The following is a 17142-nucleotide window of genomic DNA, read 5'->3' on the forward strand; positions in this document are numbered from 1 at the left end:
TTTATATGTATTTTAATTGGTTTAAATGAATTAATTTCCATTGTGTTGTATAATTTTATTATTTGTGAGAGGAAGTTATAAATCATGACAAAAGATTTTCAGCAAATTGTTATTCCTGAGTCAGTTATTGGTGGTGTCACAATTTGTCCTTCATTCGAATTGCCATTTAATGAGGGAGCTGTAACTGGTATATACTCTGATGTAGAGCAAATAGGATATATTGTTCAACAACTCCAATACAACAATCAGATAAACCTTCACTTTAGAAAAGAAGGGTGCTACGAACGATTAACAGTAATGGAAAGCCTGAAGTTTGAAAGGGCTTTATATAATTCTAATGAAGTACTCGAGGATATTCTTAAAATTACTGGGTTAATGGATAAAAAAAGTGTAAAAATCAAGGATTTAAATGATGTACAAGTTCAAAGAGTACGGTTTGCCAAATTATTAATGCATGAACACCCTATACATATTTTAGAAGAGCCTTTTCAAAATCTAGATGTCGAAACTAAACGTATTGTTGATATTGTCATTACAGCATTAAAGGAAAAAGGATATATTGTATATTTATTGGCGAATAGTTTAGAAAATCTGCTGAGTTCATCAGAGCATCTATATCGTCTGGATTCAACAGGATTAGAACCATTGGATTTACAGGAAGAGAGAAAAGAAACCGAGAAAGCACTTGAACCAGAAAGTCAGCTGATTAAATTAGAGAAAATTCCTACCAAGCTAAATGACAAATTTATATTATTTAATCCACCTGAGATTGATTATATTGAGAGTGTAGATGGATTAGTGAATGTATATGTCAGTGGAGATGCGTTTCCATGTACTTTAACACTTAATGATCTCGAACAACGTCTAGTTCCATTCGGTTTCTTCCGTTGCCATCGCTCTTATATTGTTAATTTACAAAAGGTTAGAGAAATTGTGACATGGACTAAAAATAGCTATAGCTTAATTTTATCTGAAAACGAAAGAACGCATGTTCCTTTATCGAAAAGTAAGTTAGTAGAATTGAAGAAAATAGTCGGAATATAAATTATTTCTCAGGAAATAATCGGTCTCCATTCACCCATAATTTGATATCATTCACCATCATATAGCTCCATTCACCCGATATATAATGCGCAATCATAAAACCTCTTGTATTCTTAGGTCAAGATCGAATACAGGGGGAATATTAATGGAAAAAATAATTGAAGTAAGCCATTTGGAAAAGAGTTTTCAAAAGGAGCAGGCAATCCGAGATGTTTCTTTTGAAATTAAAAAAGGGGAAATATTCGGTTTCCTTGGGCCAAGTGGATCGGGGAAAACAACGACAATAAAAATATTAACTGGGCAACTTACTGCATCAGGTGGAGATGTACGCGTCTTTAATAATGATGCGAGAGCATTGCAACAACCAGCAGCACGTAGTCGATTTGGTATCTTAACAGATAATAGTGGTTTATATACGAGAATTTCAATTGAAGAAAACCTCTTACTATATAGTAGATTATATGATTTACCTGATTCATCAGTTGAAGAGGCGCTCAAGTTTGTTAACTTATATGAAGAACGTAAGAAACGTGTTAATACTTTATCAAAAGGAATGATCCAACGAGTTACATTAGCACGTGCTATTTTACACAAACCAGAATTGTTATTTTTAGATGAGCCGACCTCTGCGCTTGATCCAGTGAACACTAATCATATTTATGCTGGATTACGTAAATTGAATGAGATGGGAACGACAATTTTCTTAACGACGCATGATATGGCAGAAGCTGAGGTACTTTGTAATCGTGTAGCTTTTCTTGATAAAGGGACTATACGTGCAATTGGAGCACCTACCGACTTAAAACGCCAATTTGGAGATGACACATTAACAGTTGAACTATTAGATGGTAAGAAGGAAATAATTGGTAAAGGTTCGGAAGATGCAAAACAAATGTTTGAATGGATGCAAAATAATCAAGTAGAACGTATATCGACTAATGAACCAAGTCTAGGGGATATTTTCGTACAAGTAACGGGGAGGGAACTACTATGAATACATCAGTTAGAAGAATTCAAGCAATTTTAGTGAAAGACTACAAGGAGTTTTCGCGTAATTTAGCAGTATCATCAATGATTTTTTTACCGCTTATTTTAGCAGCTTTTTACTCTCGAGTGGGTGTTGATACAATTCAAGGGTACTTTATGTCGATTAACATTACATTTTCGATGGTAGCTACCTACGTCCAATGTTGCTTGATTGCTGAAGAGAAAGAGAAGAATACACTGAGGAGTTTAATGTTATCTCCAGCATCGACTTCTGAAATCCTAATTGGTAAAAGTACACTAACATTTATTTCTACTATGCTTATTGTAGGGGGATGTATGTATTTCTCAGGGTATATGCCAAGGAATTTTGTGGTGATGGCAATAGCACTAATGATATCAGCGGTATTTTATATAGCTGTCGGAACATTTTTAGGTCTTTTTGCTAAGTCTGTAATGGAATCGTCTGTTATTGTATTACCCGTACTAGCTATATTTTCATTAGGACCTATGGGAATGGCGTATATTGAAAATTATCCTATATTGAAAGTGATCGAATGGTTCCCAAGTGTTCAAATTATTCTTTTGGGAGAGCTACTTGAAAAAAGTTTTGCTTTAGGGGATTTAATTAAGCCATTTGCAGTGATTATTGGTTGGATTATTATAGCAGCTATTGCTACAGTGGTTACCTTTAAAAAACGAATGGTGGATTAATTGGATAAATATTTGGTGTTAAAGTGAAAATTAAAAACCCGTGCAATGAGCCATTATAAGGACTCTTTGTACGGGTTTAATTTTTGTTTAACTCATATTATTTTGATTCGTTTAAAGCCGTTTTTAATGTCTCGATATCTTTTTTCATTAAAGTAAAGTATGTTTCTTCGTTTTTAATGTCCTCATCTGTAAGAACACTTAAATTGTGAAGAGTAAGTGGTTCTGCACCAACTTCTTTTTGGATGACTTCAGCTAACTTAGAAGAAACATTTTGTTCAAACAGGATATAGTGAATATGATTCTCTTTTGCTTGATCGACAATCTTTGTTAATTCTTTTTGTGATGGTTCGTCTTGTGAATTCAATCCAGCTACTGAGATTTGAGTTAATCCATATGTTCCAGCAATGTAACCAAATGCAGAGTGAGATACAAAGAATGTTTTAGACGGGGCATTATCTGCCATTTCTTTAAATTCTTTATCTAAATCTTGAAGCTCTGAGATTAAAGCTTTGTAATTCTGTTCAAATTCTTCTTTATGATTTGGTTGAGTTTTTACTAAAGCGTCTTTAATAGAAAGTGCTAAATCTTGGCTGATGATAGGTGAAAGCCATACATGGGGGTCAATATCACCATGTGCATGATCATGATCTTCTTCTTCAGCTTCATGTTCATGTGCAACACTTGTACTAACGTCTAGTTTTTCCTCGGATACATTAGCGGCAGTTTCAATAAATTCTACATTCTCATTTTTTAATGTTTTTTGGGCATTGTTAACAAAGCCTTCAAGACCTAAACCAACATAGAAAAATAAATCTGCGTCTGCTAAATTCATCATATCTTTTTGCGTTGGTTCAAAAGAATGTTCATTTGATCCAGGAGGGTAAATGGAATTAACTTCAACATGCTTACCACCAATACGTTCTGCGAAGTAAGTTAAAGGATAAACAGTAGTGTAAATAGATAGTACGTCTTTTTTGCTTTTTTCCTGATTTGCTTGGTCTTCTGCATTGCAGGCAACAGTAAATAAAGCGATTATAGCAATTAAAAATATAGATAGAGCCTTTTTCATATTAGCACCTCTTAAATAGTAATCATTACGATTTGTTTTTTGACATGTTTTATCATACAAGAGTTTATAAAAAAACACAATAAAAAAAGCCCCGAAACTAATCTTTTTTCGGAGGCCATTCTTCTGGTACAGGGTCATATCCACCTGGATGTAGCGGATTACAGCGTAAAATGCGACGGATAGCTAAGTAAGCGCCTTTAAAAGCACCGTGTTTTTCTATCGCTTCCAACCCATAATTTGAACATGTTGGGTAAAAGCGACATGATGGTGGAGTCAAAGGTGAAATCGCTTTTTGATAAATACGAATAAGGAATTTGAAAATATACTTCATTTACTTATCTTCTTTCTCGGCAGTATAAAAAGGCTGCGTTGGTTTAGGATCAATCGTTTTATGTGAATCTTTTTGGTTGTTTTTTGCGATATAGTAAATTAAATAACTTGCTAAAGCTACTGTCAAAATAACAACAGGCATTATGGCAATCCAAGCAATCGACATTTATTTCACCTCAATGATTTCTTCATGTTTATTTTACTTAAAATAGCGGTATATTAACAGTATAGTGCTTAAAACAGAAAGAGGAGTGTGAAAGTTTTATGTCAGCTTTACAAAATGAATTAAATCAACTAGTAGCTTCATGGTCGGTGCTTTATACAAAATTACATAACTACCATTGGTATGTGAAAGGACCATCTTTCTTTACGCTACATGAGAAATTTGAGGAATTGTACAATGAAGCAGCAACTCATTTAGATGAAATCGCAGAACGTATATTAACTTTAGGTGGACAACCCGTTGCAACATTAAAAGAACATTTGGAAATTTCCAATGTAAAAGAAGCGACTGGTAACGAATCAACAAATGAAATGGTTGAAGCTGTTATAAGTGATTTTGAAATCGTGATGAAATCCTTAAAATCAGGAATGGTTGAAGCGGCAAAAGAAGAGGATGATATGACGGAAGATTTATTAAATGCTACTTATCAAAGTCTTGATAAACATGTTTGGATGTTAAAAGCATTCTTAGGTTAACTGTTAATAATGCTAAGACCAGTAACGAAAAGTTACTGGTCTTTTTATGTGTCTTCATATAGGCTTTACATATCTAGCTATTATTTTCTGAATAAGAAAGGTGGATGTACGTTGAAAGTATTAGGATGTCTACATGCCCATTATTCCAATATACGATATATAGAAGAAGCGTTATCTGGAATGAATGTGGAATTACAGCATTTTGTTGATCCAGGGTTAATAAATCGCATCAATCACGATAATACATTTTCAATTGCAGAGGCAAAACGCAAAGTAATCGAGCAGGTTCAATGGATAGAGAACAGTGGTGTAGATGCGATTTTGATTACTTGTACGAATTATATTGCTTTATTGGATGAAAATTATCAAAGTATGAAACCAATAATTAAATTAGATGTACCTTTCTTCCAAGAAATTTGTGACTTATCAAAGCCGTTAAAAATTGTATTTACGAATCCAGCAAGAATATGATCAATATTTGCACGGTATACTAATTTATCTAGTATGCGAATATCTTTTCGAACATCTTCAAGTTCAGTATCTACTTCTGTAAGTAAACGTTTAGAAGGTTTTGGTTCTTCGCCTTTTTCCACTTGGACAAAAGCAACACGTTGTAATTCGGAGGATAGCTCATGTACTTTTTTTGTTAATATGCTTTTCAGTTTTACTGCTTCTGCTAATGTAATAGTACCCACTATAGAACCTCCTTAAATTTCAAATGATTGTTGATCTTTGAATAATAGACCAGTCGTGAAGTCGCCACCATGCACTTGTGAGAACATTTTACCTGCAGCTTCTAACAATGCATTACTATTTTCTATAGATAAAGATGGACGTAAATAGAATACTTGAAGTGCTTCAACAGTATTCTCCGTTACAGCTGTCCTTTTCGAATCAACAAAGGGGCTACCAAAGGGTCCTTTAGCATCTAAAGAGACGAGAATATTATGTAGCGAATTGAAACGGCCGTTTAATCCTTCGCAACAGTTGAAGGAACCATCAATCGCTTGAATCAATTTGCAAACAAAGATAGTAAATCATTAGACATTGAAGTACATATTATTGAAGGTGCATTCAAGTTAGTCATGGAAGGTCAACTAGAAGGGCACAATAGAATTGTAGCTAAAGAGTTAGAGATGTTGGTAAAAGACAGTACTCAAGCAATTGCAGTGGCTCAGTTATCAATGGTAGATGCAAGTAAACAAATAAATAGTGATATTCTTAACCCTCTTCGAACTCTTGTACCGGCAATTCAAAATACACTATAGTTTATAATGAATTAAATGTAGTGAATGGCTAGTAGGTATAGTTGTACCGTATTCACTAAAATAACCAAATCTTTATCGTCAAACTTATGATGATGAAAATTCTGCGAGAGACAAAGCTTCTAGTAAAGCGAAATCAATCGAAAGATAACTGAAGGGATAGATTGAAAATGAAAGTATCAAGAGCTTTAACGATTGCAGGATCAGCTGCACGTGGTGGAGCAGGGATTCAGGCGGATATCAAGACTTTTCAGGAGTTAGATGTCTTCGGGACATCAGCTATTACAGCTATTGTGGCAAAAAATCCTCACACAGGACAAGGGATTTTTCCGCAATCAGTTGAAGCGATTGAGGCACAAGTTCATACGATTTTAGAAGATATCGGTGCAGATGCAATTAAAACAGGAATGCTTTTCACACATGAAATAATAATTAATGTGGTTAGATGGATTCAACAATCTGGTGTGAAAAATATTGTTGTAGACCCGGTAATGATTGGGAAAATTGGTTCTGCATTATTAAAAGAAGATGCTATGGAAGCGATGCGAACGCAACTAATTCCTCTAGCAACGATCATCACACCGAATATGCCAGAAGCTTCTTATTTACTAGACGGTATGGAGCTGAATTCGATAGAAGATTTAAAAGTAGCAGCTAAGAAATTACATGAATTGGGACCACGATATGTACTTGTAAAGGGCGGTCGATTAGAGGGCCCGGCAATTGATGTCTTATTTGATGGTGAACAATTCTATTTATTGGAGTCGCCACGTTTCGATACAATTCATACAAATGGTGCAGGCTGTACATACTCCGCAGCTATCACTGCGGGTTTAGCAAAAGGTCAAACTGTACCAGAAGCTGTTATTGAGGCGAAAAAATTCATCTCAGCAGGTATCCGTCATTCATTTGGTTTTATACAAGGTGTAGGTCCTGCTTATCATGCGGCGTATGGCAAATATGGTGAAACAGACGTCACGGTTACAATTGAAAGTTCAGAGCTTTCTACGAATTAAGGTGAAAGATAGTTCTCTTGGACATGTAAATGTTTCAGGGGATATTTGCATCCATTTAATAATAACTTAGAATTTCCGATATTATTAAAGATAAGGGAGTGATACTAATGGATATTAACTCTATGATGTCAATGGACCTTGCTCAGCTTCAACAAACTGTACAAATGAGCGTTTTGCAAAATTCGATGAATATGCAAGCAACAGCAGCTGTACAGTTATTAGAAGCAATGCCAGAGCCTGCTCAAGCGGCTCATCCTTATAAAGGGGCAACTATTGACATTCAAGTTTGATTTACTTAAGCCGCGGACTCCAACTTTGTAGTGCGTGGTTTTTTAATGGGTTGAAAAAGTTCAAACAACGAGTCATAAAATTGAAAAATTTGACTACTATATGTTGGAAATATAAAATTAGAAAGTAATTATGTTTGAAACAATATGAAGTGAAAAGAGGAGTGTGCTAAATGGCTATTAATGTGTATCTTAATTTTAATGGGAATTGTCGCGAAGCAGCGGAGTTTTATGCAGAGGTTTTTAACACAGAGAAACCAGAAATTATGACTTTTGGTGATGCGCCACAAAACCCTGAATATACTCTACCAGAGGAGGCAAAAGATTTAGTCATGCATACTCGACTAAACATTCTTGGAAGTAATGTTATGTTTTCTGATGTTTTCCCTGGTTCTCCTTTTATATTAGGGAATAATGTTAGCCTAGCCGTTGTTAGTGACAATGAAGAACAACTTAAATCTGCTTTTGAAGCACTAAAAGTTGGCGGAAAAGTTGCTATGGAGCTACAAGAAACATTTTGGAGCAAATGCTATGGAAGTTTAAAGGACAAGTTTGGTATCGAATGGCAAATTAGCTATGAGGCTGAAGAAGCTTAATATATTTGGTGTTGGATATCAACTTTTCGCAGTATCAAAGCTTTAGTAAGATGAATGAAAAATATTGTATAAACAACAGCAACTGTTTGAATTTTAGAACAGTTGCTAGTTCTTAATAAAATATAATTTGGCACATTAATATAGTTTGTCTAAATAATATCAACTTTTTTGAAATAGTAGTTGAATATAAAGTCCCTCCTTTTCATACACCCCATTGAATAATTCATTTATATCTATAAAAAGAACCTTACTCGTTGCTATTAGTAGACAGAAATACTAATATTCTATCGAAAAATTACTTCAATAATTTTTATTTGTATTCAATGTAAATCCTTTTTTATATTACTTGCAAATAATATTATGAATATTTGCATTACACTATGGTAAGATGGTGATACAACTGAATAACGTGTAGAATTGGGTGCACTATTTACAATAAATAGCTGCTTAAAAGGGAAATCGGTTAGAATCCGATGCTGTCCCGCAACTGTATGTAGGAGCAAACTTTTAAATCCACTGTTAGAACTGTAATGGGAAGGAAAAAGTGAGTGATGATGACAAGCCAGGAGACCTGCCTAGTTTAGTACACACCAAAACCCTACGTGGATAGGAGGTGTTATGTGATAATGAATAGAAACCCTATTTATATGATCACTGTACGACAGCGTATTAGAGAAAGCGTTTGGACTAATGAGGATTTAGAAGTGATAAAAACTTCTGTTTCTAAATATAGAAACGTTTATTCTAGTACGTATTGTCGCAACAGGGAACATATTAATTAATCATAAAAACATCTTTTATTAATTGATAAAAGGTGTTTTTTTAATGAAGAGATAAGGGGAATATGAATGAATATTGAAGAGTTTAAATTACAGTTAAAATCGATGGTGATGCTTTCACAAGTTACAGATACAGTTTGTACTTTATTGCAGGCGAAAAACATGATTGAAAGCTCCATTGAAAATAGTGGAATTGAAAATATTGAAGAAGAATTAGGTAAACTAGAAAAGGCATATTCAAGTGTGTATAACGAACTGGTATATTACTCAAATGATTTGATTGAAGTTAGTATTGAAGAAGAGATGAAAGTGTAACTGATATTTATACTGATAACCAAATTTAACGGTTTGGTAATCATAAAAATATAAATATTGTTAAATTTAGAATATACTGAACAAATTAAAGTTTGTGTGTTATAGTAAGTGAACAATTAAATATCGTGTAGGCTAAGGTGCGCTATTTTAAATTGATAGTCGCTTAAAAGGGAAATCGGTTAGAATCCGATGCTGTCCCGCAACTGTATGTAGGAGCAAACTTTTAAATCCACTGTTAGATTTGTAATGGGAAGGAAAAGTAAGCGATGATGACAAGCCAGGAGACCTGCCTTAGTTTAGTACACACCAAAAAACCTACGCGGATAGGGGGTGTTAGAGAGATTTTTTCAAGGATTATTATATCCTAGTACGATAAGCGAATTTGAAAGGGAATAGTGTGTCTTCTTTTATTATTCCTGATTTTTTTCGGTATTTACTATTTTAAAAATCATCAACCACCTTTTAATGTTTTTCATTAGATGGTGGTTTTTTATTGAATTGGGGGATGGAAAGATGAAAAGTACAGTTATTGGATATCCATATATCGGGCCAAATCGTGAATGGAAAAAAACTATCGAAGCTTTTTGGTCAAAAGAAATAAGTGAACAACAATTCGAAGTACAGATGAAAGAGTATAGATTAGCAAATATTCAAGTTCAGCTAGATGCAAAGATTGACATAGTAACCGTAGGTGATTTTACATACTACGATCGCATGTTAGATTTAGCAGCAATGTTTGGAATTATTCCCGCACGTTATAAATGGAATTCAGATTTAGTATCTCTAGAAACTTACTACGCGATGGCACGTGGAAATCAATCTGCTCCTGCAAGTGAAATGACAAAGTGGTTTAATACGAATTATCACTATATTGTACCTGAGTATGAAGGACAAACTTTAAAATTATTGGACAATAAACCATTGCGCTATTATTTAGAAGCGAAGGAAAACTTTAATGCAGAGCTAAAGCCTACCATCATAGGCCCAGGGACATTTTATTTTTTAACAAAAGAAGTTGCTACGCTGAATAAGCCGTCATATTTACTTCAGTTAATCAATGTCTATAGTCAACTGTTGAGTGATCTTTCTGCAGCCGGTGCAAAATGGATTCAAATAGAAGAACCAATTCTATCAACTTCTTTATCTAAGGAAGATATGAAAATAATCTCAGAAATATATGAACAACTAAACCCTGATAATTACTCCAGCAATTTGCTATTACAAACATATTTTGAGTCAGCAGAATGGTATGAAGAATTGATTAAATTACCTGTAGCAGGCATCGGGCTAGACTTTGTACATGGTCTAGAAGAGAATATTTCTAATATCAAAAAATTTGGATTTCCAAATGATAAAGTTCTAGCAGCGGGTATTATTAATGGTCGTGACATTTGGATTACTCCTTTACAACAATCATTTAAATTGCTAATTGAATTAGAAAGTTTAGTTTCCCCCAATCATCTGTGGATTCAGCCGTCATGTAGCCTAATGCATGTGCCAGTAAGTCTAACAGCAGAAACGAAATTACCAAAAGAGCTATATGAAAACTTAGCATTTGCAAACGAAAAGTTACAAGAGTTAGCTATTTTGAAAAACGCTTTAACAAATAATCGTGATGCAAATCAAGTGGCTTTTGAACAAAATCGATTGACAAGAGAATTGCTAAATAGCAGTTCAGTACGTCAACAAGAAGAAGTACTGAAGAATATTAAAAGGTTGAGTGAAATTCAAATAACACGTCAATCAGCATATGCTATTCGAAAAGATCGTCAACAAAGGCTTTTACAACTACCAGACTTTCCTACAACAACAATTGGTAGCTTCCCACAAACAGCTGAAGTGAAGCGCAATCGTTCACAGCTTAAAAAAGGACTAATTGATAAGGAACAACATGATAATTTCATAAAAAATGAAATAAAAAAATGGATTGCGTACCAAGAAGAACTAGAACTTGATGTTTTAGTTCATGGTGAATTTGAAAGAACAGATATGGTTGAATACTTTGGAGAAAAGCTTGTAGGATTTGCATTTACAGAAAAAGCGTGGGTCGTTTCATATGGATCACGTTGCGTTAAACCACCAATTATTTATGGAGATGTTAGGTGGGAAAAACCAATGACGCTCGACGAAACAGTCTACGCACAATCGTTAACAACTAAACCTGTTAAAGGTATGTTGACCGGGCCTATTACGATTTTAAATTGGTCATTTGTTCGTGACGATGTTCCACGTAGTATAGTAGCTCAGCAAATTGCCTTAGCACTACGTAAGGAAATTGAAGCATTAGAGACTGCTGGTATTCGTATTATTCAAGTAGATGAACCTGCACTTAGAGAGGGTTTACCATTAAAAGCTTCAAAACATGATGCTTATTTGGATTGGTCCGTCGATGCTTTCAAATTAGCTACTTCAGGAGTTGAAGATGAGACACAAATTCATACGCATATGTGTTATTGTGAATTTAATGATTTTATTGAGCCAATTCGTGCACTTGATGCGGATGTTATTTCAATTGAAACATCGAAAAGTCATGGTGAAATTATTGAGGCTTTCAAAAATGCAACATATACAAATAGTATTGGTTTAGGTGTATACGATATTCATAGTCCAAGAGTTCCTGAAATAGATGAAATGGTAGCTGTAGTAACTGACAGTCTTGAAGTTCTCTTACCAGAACAGTGCTGGATTAATCCGGATTGTGGTTTAAAAACACGAAAAACCGATGAAACTTTAGCAGCACTTGAGATAATGGTAAACACTGCGAAATTGTTAAGAAAACGAAGTGTACAAAGTGTAAACTAAAAGAGCATCATTCAAGCTAATCCAATTTGTCAAAAAATAAAATTTGATATAAGTTGCTTGAGAAAGAAAATAAAAATTTTGAATCCGCCTTTACTTAAGATTAGTAGAGGCGGATTTTTACGTTTTATTCATACTACGTTTATCAGTGTAGAGCATTATAAAGAAATGCTTTTATAAAACATTGTATAAATTAGTTTTAGAAACCATACATAAACAACCTTTCTCTATTGATCAACAAATGAAAATTGCTATGTTTGATGGACGTCAAAGTATAATTGATATAGATTAGGTTATCCTATATTAAAAAAGAGGATGATATGATGAATAAACCCATTACGCTTTACGTTTCAATTGCAAATCAGCGTTACTATACTTCTCCTGACGAATCCCCATGGGAATTTAAACTTCAGATTGAACCTCAATATATAAAAATTTTTGACCAACTATTTAATCAAGCGGAATACTTTGATGGGAAGAGTATATGGAGAGCTCAATTACCTTACATTCCATACCATTTAGATCAGGAAAACGATGAAGTTGATCTACGTTTAAAGAAACTGTATGCACTTGTTCACGAATTTGGTGATACTGAAACGAAGCAACTAATCGAACAAATGCCATATTATAGTTGATTGAAAAACATACCTTCGTTACACTTAGAGCAATAGGGAGTGATCGAAGGTATGTTTACATTTACGGATTTAAACGGCAATGGTGTTGAATTATCTTTTAAGAAAAATGCTTTTAACATGGCGCCTAAGCATGTACTAGTCTTGGCTAAATATCATAAACAGTGGTTATTAACGGATCATCCAAAGCGGGGTCTTGAATTTCCAGGTGGTAAAGTAGAAGGAGAAGAGACGTTAGAACAAGCTGCAAAAAGGGAAGTATATGAAGAAACAGGTGCCATCATTCATGAGATCGAGTGGTTAGCAACATACTATGTTCATGATGAGTTTCCATTTAGTAAAGCAGTTTATGTGGCAAATGTCTTGGGAATTGATGACATTCAGCGGAAATTTGAAACGAATGGAGCTGTATTGCTATCAGATGAAGAGTTACATAATAGTGATCGACTAAGCTTCTACATGAAAGATGCAGGGATGAAAAAAATGTTGGAGAAGGTGAGTGAGCGTGAAGATAAATGGCTTCGTTGAAAGTCGTCGTGATTATCCGTCTCCAAATCCCAAAGTTCGTCTAACTGAAATTACATATTGGTCAGAAGGTTTACGAGTGAAAGGATTACTTGCAGAGCCAGTCGCAAAGGGTATTTATGAAGGACTACTCTATCTACGTGGTGGTATGCAAGGTATTGGTATGGTTCGACCTGCTCGTATTGCACAATTTGCATCGCAAGGATTAGTTGTTTTTGCGCCGTATTACCGCGGAAATCGTGGGGGAGAAGGTCGAGATGAATTTGGTGGAAATGACCGTTATGATGCAGTAAACGGTGTCGATGTATTAAAACAATATTGTCATACACATCGCATTCATATATTCGCATTTTCTAGAGGCGGTTTGATGGCGCTTTGGACTGGGATTTTGCGAGATGACATTACATCTATTGTGACTTGGGCAGGCGTTTCTAATCCTAAATTTACGTATGAAGAACGTATAGATATGCGCAGAATGATGAAAAGGGTAATAGGCGGATCACCTACTAAGATACCTGCGGCATATGAAGAGCGTTCACCAATTGCTGAGATAAAAAAATTAAATGCACCGGTATTAATTATTCATGGTAAAAAGGATGAAAACGTTGGATTGCATCATGCTTTATTGCTTGAAGAAAGCTTAAAGGCATTTAATAAGCATGTGGAAACATGGTATTTTAATGACTATACTCATTTTTTCCCTAGTGCAGTCAATCACAAAATGGTTAAGAGCGCATGCAATTGGATGAAACTCCAAAAGGGGTGAACTTATGCTAGGTTATGTAAAAATAACAGTCGACCAGGAAAAAGTAAAAGTTGATGCAAGTTTTGAGGAAACATATCCATTTTGGGTAATTCTTTGCGATGAATTCACAAAAGAGTGTGTAGATGTAGAAATTCAAAGTTGGCAAGAAGAACATGGGGTTATTGAAGAATTGGAAAAAATAGCAGATGTCTCTAAAGATGAAGGTCTTATAAAAATCCAAAGAATTCCCTTAAAAGATGATAATCGTGCATTTTTAAAAAATCATGCTGCTAATAAAGAGGGGAAATTAAAATGGTTCTCTATGCGCTATTATGATAACGATGGGAATGGCAGCATAGAGGTTAGGGATTACGGCTTTGAGGTGCGCTTTAATAAAGTTACAGGAGCATATTCTGAAGAAGTGATACAACAATTTGCTAATCCTCATACAGAGGCAGTATTTTATGATGTTGACGTTGAATAATATAACAAAAACATTCAGAATGTTCATATCCTGAGTGTTTTTTGTTTGACTATTATTTAAGATACTTCGCCCTGTTTTTTTTATAGTAAATGAAAATAAGGAAAAGAATGGTCTTTGTTGTGTTGCTTAGTCGTATTACGAAAAAGCAATATCATTTTTCTTAAGAGAATCGTTGCGCTTGATTCTTTTATTGGGCGTAAGTTTTGATTATGATAAATGCCTTTTGATCATTCTGCAATCGTTTTAAATCGATAGCGCGTAAACTCTTTATCATTCGCATACATTTTGAATACCCGCTACTTATCTATACATAACATATTTATCACCAACCATTTTATTTTAAAAAAGCTGATTTAACTCAGAAAAAAGACAGGTGTTTTTGAAAAGTTGACTATTTTTAAGATTGTATATTTAGCATTTAATTTATTTATTAGGAAGAATTGTTTTATGGATTCTTTATGAGCGTTATAAAGATAAAGAAGTAGAGGTTCTTACATTGCATCGTATTATTACAATTATTATAATTTTTATTGTTTTGAATATGGTGTTTGGGATAATAAATGCGTTTGTGTAATTTATTGGGGCTAAAATTAATTATAGGCTACTTTGTTGGAGCGGAGGTGGCGACTCCCACGGAAAGCGCCAACCGCAGTGGAAATCAACGGTCTTATCAATTTATATATATTATTAAAATAAAAGACCACTCGGAGAGTGGTCTTTTTGTTATGTTGGATGAATTAAGCGATAGGACCGCCATTTTTCACGATATCTTCTGATACAACACCGAATTTTTCGAAGTTTTCTCGGAACATGCCAGCAAGTGCAGAAGCTTTTTGATCATAAGCTTCTTTATCTTCCCAAGCGTTACGTGGATTTAATACTTCAGTAGGAACACCTTCAATAGCTACAGGCATTTCTAATCCGAAGATAGCATCTTTTTCAGTAAAGATGTTATTTAGTTTACCGTCGATTGCAGCGCGAACCATTGTACGAGTGTAAGAAAGTTTCATACGGTTACCAACGCCGTATTCGCCACCAGTCCAACCTGTGTTTACTAAGAAAACATTTACTTCGTGTTCGTCGATTTTATTACCTAACATTTCAGCGTAAACTGTTGCTGGAAGTGGTAAGAATGGAGAACCGAAGCATGTTGAGAATACTGGTTCAGGTGAAGTAACACCACGTTCAGTACCTGCTAGTTTAGATGTGAAACCACTTAAGAAGTGATACATTGCTTGCTCTTTTGATAACTTACTGATTGGAGGCAATACACCAAATGCATCTGCAGTTAAGAAGATGATTGTTTTAGGGTGGCCTGCAACAGATGGATCAACAATGTTTTCGATATTTTGGATTGGGTAAGCAACACGAGTATTTTCTGTAAGCGAAACATCATCGTAGTTAGGAATGCGTGTTTCTTCATCTACTACTACGTTTTCTAAAACAGTACCAAAACTGATAGCATTGTATATTTCAGGTTCTTTCTCTTTAGAAAGGTTAATAGTCTTAGCGTAGCAACCGCCTTCGATATTGAATACACCATTGTCAGACCAACCATGCTCATCATCACCGATTAGTTTACGATCTGCATCTGCTGATAAAGTTGTTTTACCAGTTCCAGATAAACCGAAGAATAATGCTACATCGCCTGCTTCACCAACGTTTGCTGAACAGTGCATTGAAAGAATACCTTGTTGTGGTAATAAGTAATTCATAATACTGAAAATCGATTTTTTCATTTCTCCAGCGTATTCAGTACCGCCAATAAGGATGATACGTTTTTCAAGGGAAACGATAATGAAAGTTTCTGAATCAGTACCGTCTACTGCTGGGTCCGCTTTGAAAGTTGGAGCAGAAACGATTGTGAAGTCAGCTTCATGAGTTTCTAATTCCTCTTCAGTAGGACGAATGAATAATTGATGTGCAAATAGGTTATGCCAAGCGTATTCATTCACTACACGAATAGCTAATCGAGATGCTGGGTCTGCACCTGCAAAACCTTTAAATACAAATAATTCTTCTTTTTCTTTTAAGTAGTTTATTACTTTAGTGTATAATGAGTCGAAGATATCCGACGAAATTGGTCTGTTTACTTTACCCCAATCAATTTTGTCTTTCGAACTATCTTCTTCAACCATATATTTATCTTTAGGAGAACGACCTGTATATTTTCCTGTGACTGCTCTGACTGCACCATCAACAGTTAGGATTGCCTCACCGCGTGAAGTAGCTTTTTCTGTTAATTGTGGTACTGAAAGTTGTTCAAGAATATTTTCACCTTTCAATAATTCCTTCAGTTCATTCGTAATTTCTACTGAATTCATCGTTTTACGTACCATCCTTTTTATATTATTCCTCTTATTAGAGGGGATTTATAATTCATTTCGGAAATTAGTATAACACATTTAGCTAAATAATCTATACTAATTACCATATAATTTCTATGAAAGTTGTACTTTTTTTTAGAAATAAAAAAGAAGTTGACAACTAAGCTATAATGTTCTAATATGAGAAATTGAACGGATACTCTTATCCCGAGCTGGTGGAGGGTCAGGCCCTATGAAACCCGGCAACCTGCATTGTGATTTTATGTGATGCGCTGGTGCTCAATCTGATGCAAGGATTTAATCCTTGAACGATAAGAGTGAAAGGTGCTTATGAATTATTCCCTTCCACTCATTAGTAATAATGGGGGGAAGGGTTTTTTTATTTAAAATAGACCAATTCCTAAATTTTTAATAAGTAATTGTAATTTATGCGGTTCTATTTATATATAGTGGCACTTTCTAGAATCCTCGTGTTAAAGGCAGCAACGGCTTGGCGTTCAATCCTACTGGAAAGAACTAACATGGGTAATGA

21 protein-coding genes and 3 riboswitches are annotated in these 17142 nt (G+C 34.6%); of the genes, 15 read left to right on the top strand and 6 right to left on the bottom strand.

The genetic code is table 11. The features are described from left to right. The first annotated feature begins 84 nt into the window (after positions 1 to 84). From MHH85_RS02210 to MHH85_RS02220, 3 genes are all read left to right on the top strand, one after another. On the top strand, positions 85 to 1044 hold the full coding sequence (locus MHH85_RS02210) for a LytTR family transcriptional regulator DNA-binding domain-containing protein (protein ID WP_340705809.1): 960 nt from the start codon (positions 85 to 87) through the stop codon (positions 1042 to 1044). Positions 1045 to 1189: 145 nt separating this feature from the next. Then, on the top strand, positions 1190 to 2038 hold the full coding sequence (locus MHH85_RS02215) for an ABC transporter ATP-binding protein (protein WP_340705810.1): 849 nt from the start codon (positions 1190 to 1192) through the stop codon (positions 2036 to 2038). Beyond that, positions 2035 to 2742, top strand: coding sequence for an ABC transporter permease subunit (locus tag MHH85_RS02220; protein ID WP_340705811.1), 708 nt, complete (start codon positions 2035 to 2037; stop codon positions 2740 to 2742). Before MHH85_RS02215 ends, MHH85_RS02220 begins: the two co-directional genes overlap by 4 nt. A gap of 97 nt (positions 2743 to 2839) precedes the next feature. On the opposite strand, the gene MHH85_RS02225 is transcribed toward MHH85_RS02220, so the two are convergent. The 3 genes from MHH85_RS02225 to MHH85_RS02235 all read right to left on the bottom strand — a co-directional run bounded on the left by MHH85_RS02225 (position 2840) and on the right by MHH85_RS02235 (position 4307). Then, positions 2840 to 3811 (bottom strand): metal ABC transporter solute-binding protein, Zn/Mn family, encoded by a 972-nt coding sequence (locus MHH85_RS02225; protein ID WP_340705812.1) that lies wholly within the window; start codon positions 3809 to 3811, stop codon positions 2840 to 2842. A 97-nt stretch (positions 3812 to 3908) separates the two neighbouring features. Continuing rightward, positions 3909 to 4142, bottom strand: a complete 234-nt coding sequence (yidD, locus tag MHH85_RS02230) for a membrane protein insertion efficiency factor YidD (RefSeq protein WP_038188145.1) — start codon at positions 4140 to 4142, stop codon at positions 3909 to 3911. Next, on the bottom strand, positions 4143 to 4307 hold the full coding sequence (locus tag MHH85_RS02235) for a hypothetical protein (protein ID WP_157059205.1): 165 nt from the start codon (positions 4305 to 4307) through the stop codon (positions 4143 to 4145). A 98-nt stretch (positions 4308 to 4405) separates the two neighbouring features. Here MHH85_RS02235 and MHH85_RS02240 point away from each other — a divergent pair, with 98 nt between their 5' ends. After that, positions 4406 to 4840 carry a Dps family protein gene (locus MHH85_RS02240; RefSeq protein WP_193740794.1) on the top strand — a complete coding sequence of 145 codons (435 nt, stop codon included), beginning with the start codon at positions 4406 to 4408 and terminating at the stop codon, positions 4838 to 4840. 365 nt (positions 4841 to 5205) lie between these two features. On the opposite strand, the gene MHH85_RS02245 is transcribed toward MHH85_RS02240, so the two are convergent. After that, positions 5206 to 5535 carry a hypothetical protein gene (locus MHH85_RS02245; protein WP_340705813.1) on the bottom strand — a complete coding sequence of 110 codons (330 nt, stop codon included), beginning with the start codon at positions 5533 to 5535 and terminating at the stop codon, positions 5206 to 5208. Between the two features lie 12 nt (positions 5536 to 5547). Next, positions 5548 to 5856, bottom strand: coding sequence for a hypothetical protein (locus MHH85_RS02250; protein WP_445684100.1), 309 nt, complete (start codon positions 5854 to 5856; stop codon positions 5548 to 5550). Here MHH85_RS02250 and MHH85_RS02255 point away from each other — a divergent pair. The 11 genes from MHH85_RS02255 (at position 5848) to MHH85_RS02305 (ending at position 14283) form a co-directional block, all read left to right on the top strand. After that, complete coding sequence (locus tag MHH85_RS02255; RefSeq protein ID WP_340705814.1) at positions 5848 to 6108, top strand: hypothetical protein; 261 nt, start codon at positions 5848 to 5850, stop codon at positions 6106 to 6108. The two genes, MHH85_RS02250 and MHH85_RS02255, sit on opposite strands and share 9 nt — an antisense overlap. A gap of 167 nt (positions 6109 to 6275) precedes the next feature. Continuing rightward, the gene (thiD, locus tag MHH85_RS02260) at positions 6276 to 7121 is read left to right on the top strand and encodes a bifunctional hydroxymethylpyrimidine kinase/phosphomethylpyrimidine kinase (protein ID WP_340705815.1); all 846 of its coding nucleotides are present in this window, start codon (positions 6276 to 6278) and stop codon (positions 7119 to 7121) included. A gap of 107 nt (positions 7122 to 7228) precedes the next feature. After that, a complete protein-coding gene (locus MHH85_RS02265; RefSeq protein WP_053416707.1) occupies positions 7229 to 7411 on the top strand; it encodes a YjfB family protein in 183 nt (60 codons plus the stop codon). 170 nt (positions 7412 to 7581) lie between these two features. After that, entirely contained in the window at positions 7582 to 8004 is a 423-nt protein-coding gene (locus tag MHH85_RS02270) for a VOC family protein (RefSeq protein ID WP_340705816.1), read from the top strand. A gap of 402 nt (positions 8005 to 8406) precedes the next feature. Beyond that, positions 8407 to 8597, top strand: a riboswitch (cobalamin riboswitch). 27 nt (positions 8598 to 8624) lie between these two features. Then, positions 8625 to 8786, top strand: a complete 162-nt coding sequence (locus tag MHH85_RS02275) for a hypothetical protein (protein ID WP_340705817.1) — start codon at positions 8625 to 8627, stop codon at positions 8784 to 8786. Positions 8787 to 8852: 66 nt separating this feature from the next. Next, on the top strand, positions 8853 to 9098 hold the full coding sequence (locus MHH85_RS02280; RefSeq protein ID WP_340705818.1) for a hypothetical protein: 246 nt from the start codon (positions 8853 to 8855) through the stop codon (positions 9096 to 9098). A 118-nt stretch (positions 9099 to 9216) separates the two neighbouring features. Then, a riboswitch (cobalamin riboswitch) is annotated at positions 9217 to 9406 on the top strand. A gap of 205 nt (positions 9407 to 9611) precedes the next feature. Further along, the gene (gene metE / locus MHH85_RS02285) at positions 9612 to 11900 is read left to right on the top strand and encodes a 5-methyltetrahydropteroyltriglutamate--homocysteine S-methyltransferase (RefSeq protein WP_340705819.1); all 2289 of its coding nucleotides are present in this window, start codon (positions 9612 to 9614) and stop codon (positions 11898 to 11900) included. A 317-nt stretch (positions 11901 to 12217) separates the two neighbouring features. Further along, a complete protein-coding gene (locus tag MHH85_RS02290; protein WP_245639467.1) occupies positions 12218 to 12532 on the top strand; it encodes a transposase in 315 nt (104 codons plus the stop codon). A gap of 51 nt (positions 12533 to 12583) precedes the next feature. Then, positions 12584 to 13057 carry an RNA deprotection pyrophosphohydrolase gene (gene ytkD / locus MHH85_RS02295; protein ID WP_340705820.1) on the top strand — a complete coding sequence of 158 codons (474 nt, stop codon included), beginning with the start codon at positions 12584 to 12586 and terminating at the stop codon, positions 13055 to 13057. Further along, on the top strand, positions 13035 to 13820 hold the full coding sequence (locus tag MHH85_RS02300; protein WP_340708111.1) for an alpha/beta hydrolase family protein: 786 nt from the start codon (positions 13035 to 13037) through the stop codon (positions 13818 to 13820). The genes ytkD and MHH85_RS02300 overlap by 23 nt, the downstream gene beginning before the upstream one ends. A gap of 4 nt (positions 13821 to 13824) precedes the next feature. Next, positions 13825 to 14283: a hypothetical protein gene (locus MHH85_RS02305; RefSeq protein WP_340705821.1), complete on the top strand. Its 459-nt coding sequence runs from the start codon at positions 13825 to 13827 to the stop codon at positions 14281 to 14283. A gap of 737 nt (positions 14284 to 15020) precedes the next feature. Here MHH85_RS02305 and pckA read toward each other — a convergent pair. Next, positions 15021 to 16607, bottom strand: coding sequence for a phosphoenolpyruvate carboxykinase (ATP) (pckA, locus tag MHH85_RS02310; protein ID WP_193740783.1), 1587 nt, complete (start codon positions 16605 to 16607; stop codon positions 15021 to 15023). A 202-nt stretch (positions 16608 to 16809) separates the two neighbouring features. Then, positions 16810 to 16928: riboswitch (SAM riboswitch) on the top strand. Positions 16929 to 17142 lie beyond the last annotated feature (214 nt).

This window comes from Viridibacillus sp. FSL E2-0187 (genome assembly GCF_038006425.1).
GTDB lineage: Bacteria > Bacillota > Bacilli > Bacillales_A > Planococcaceae > Viridibacillus > Viridibacillus arvi.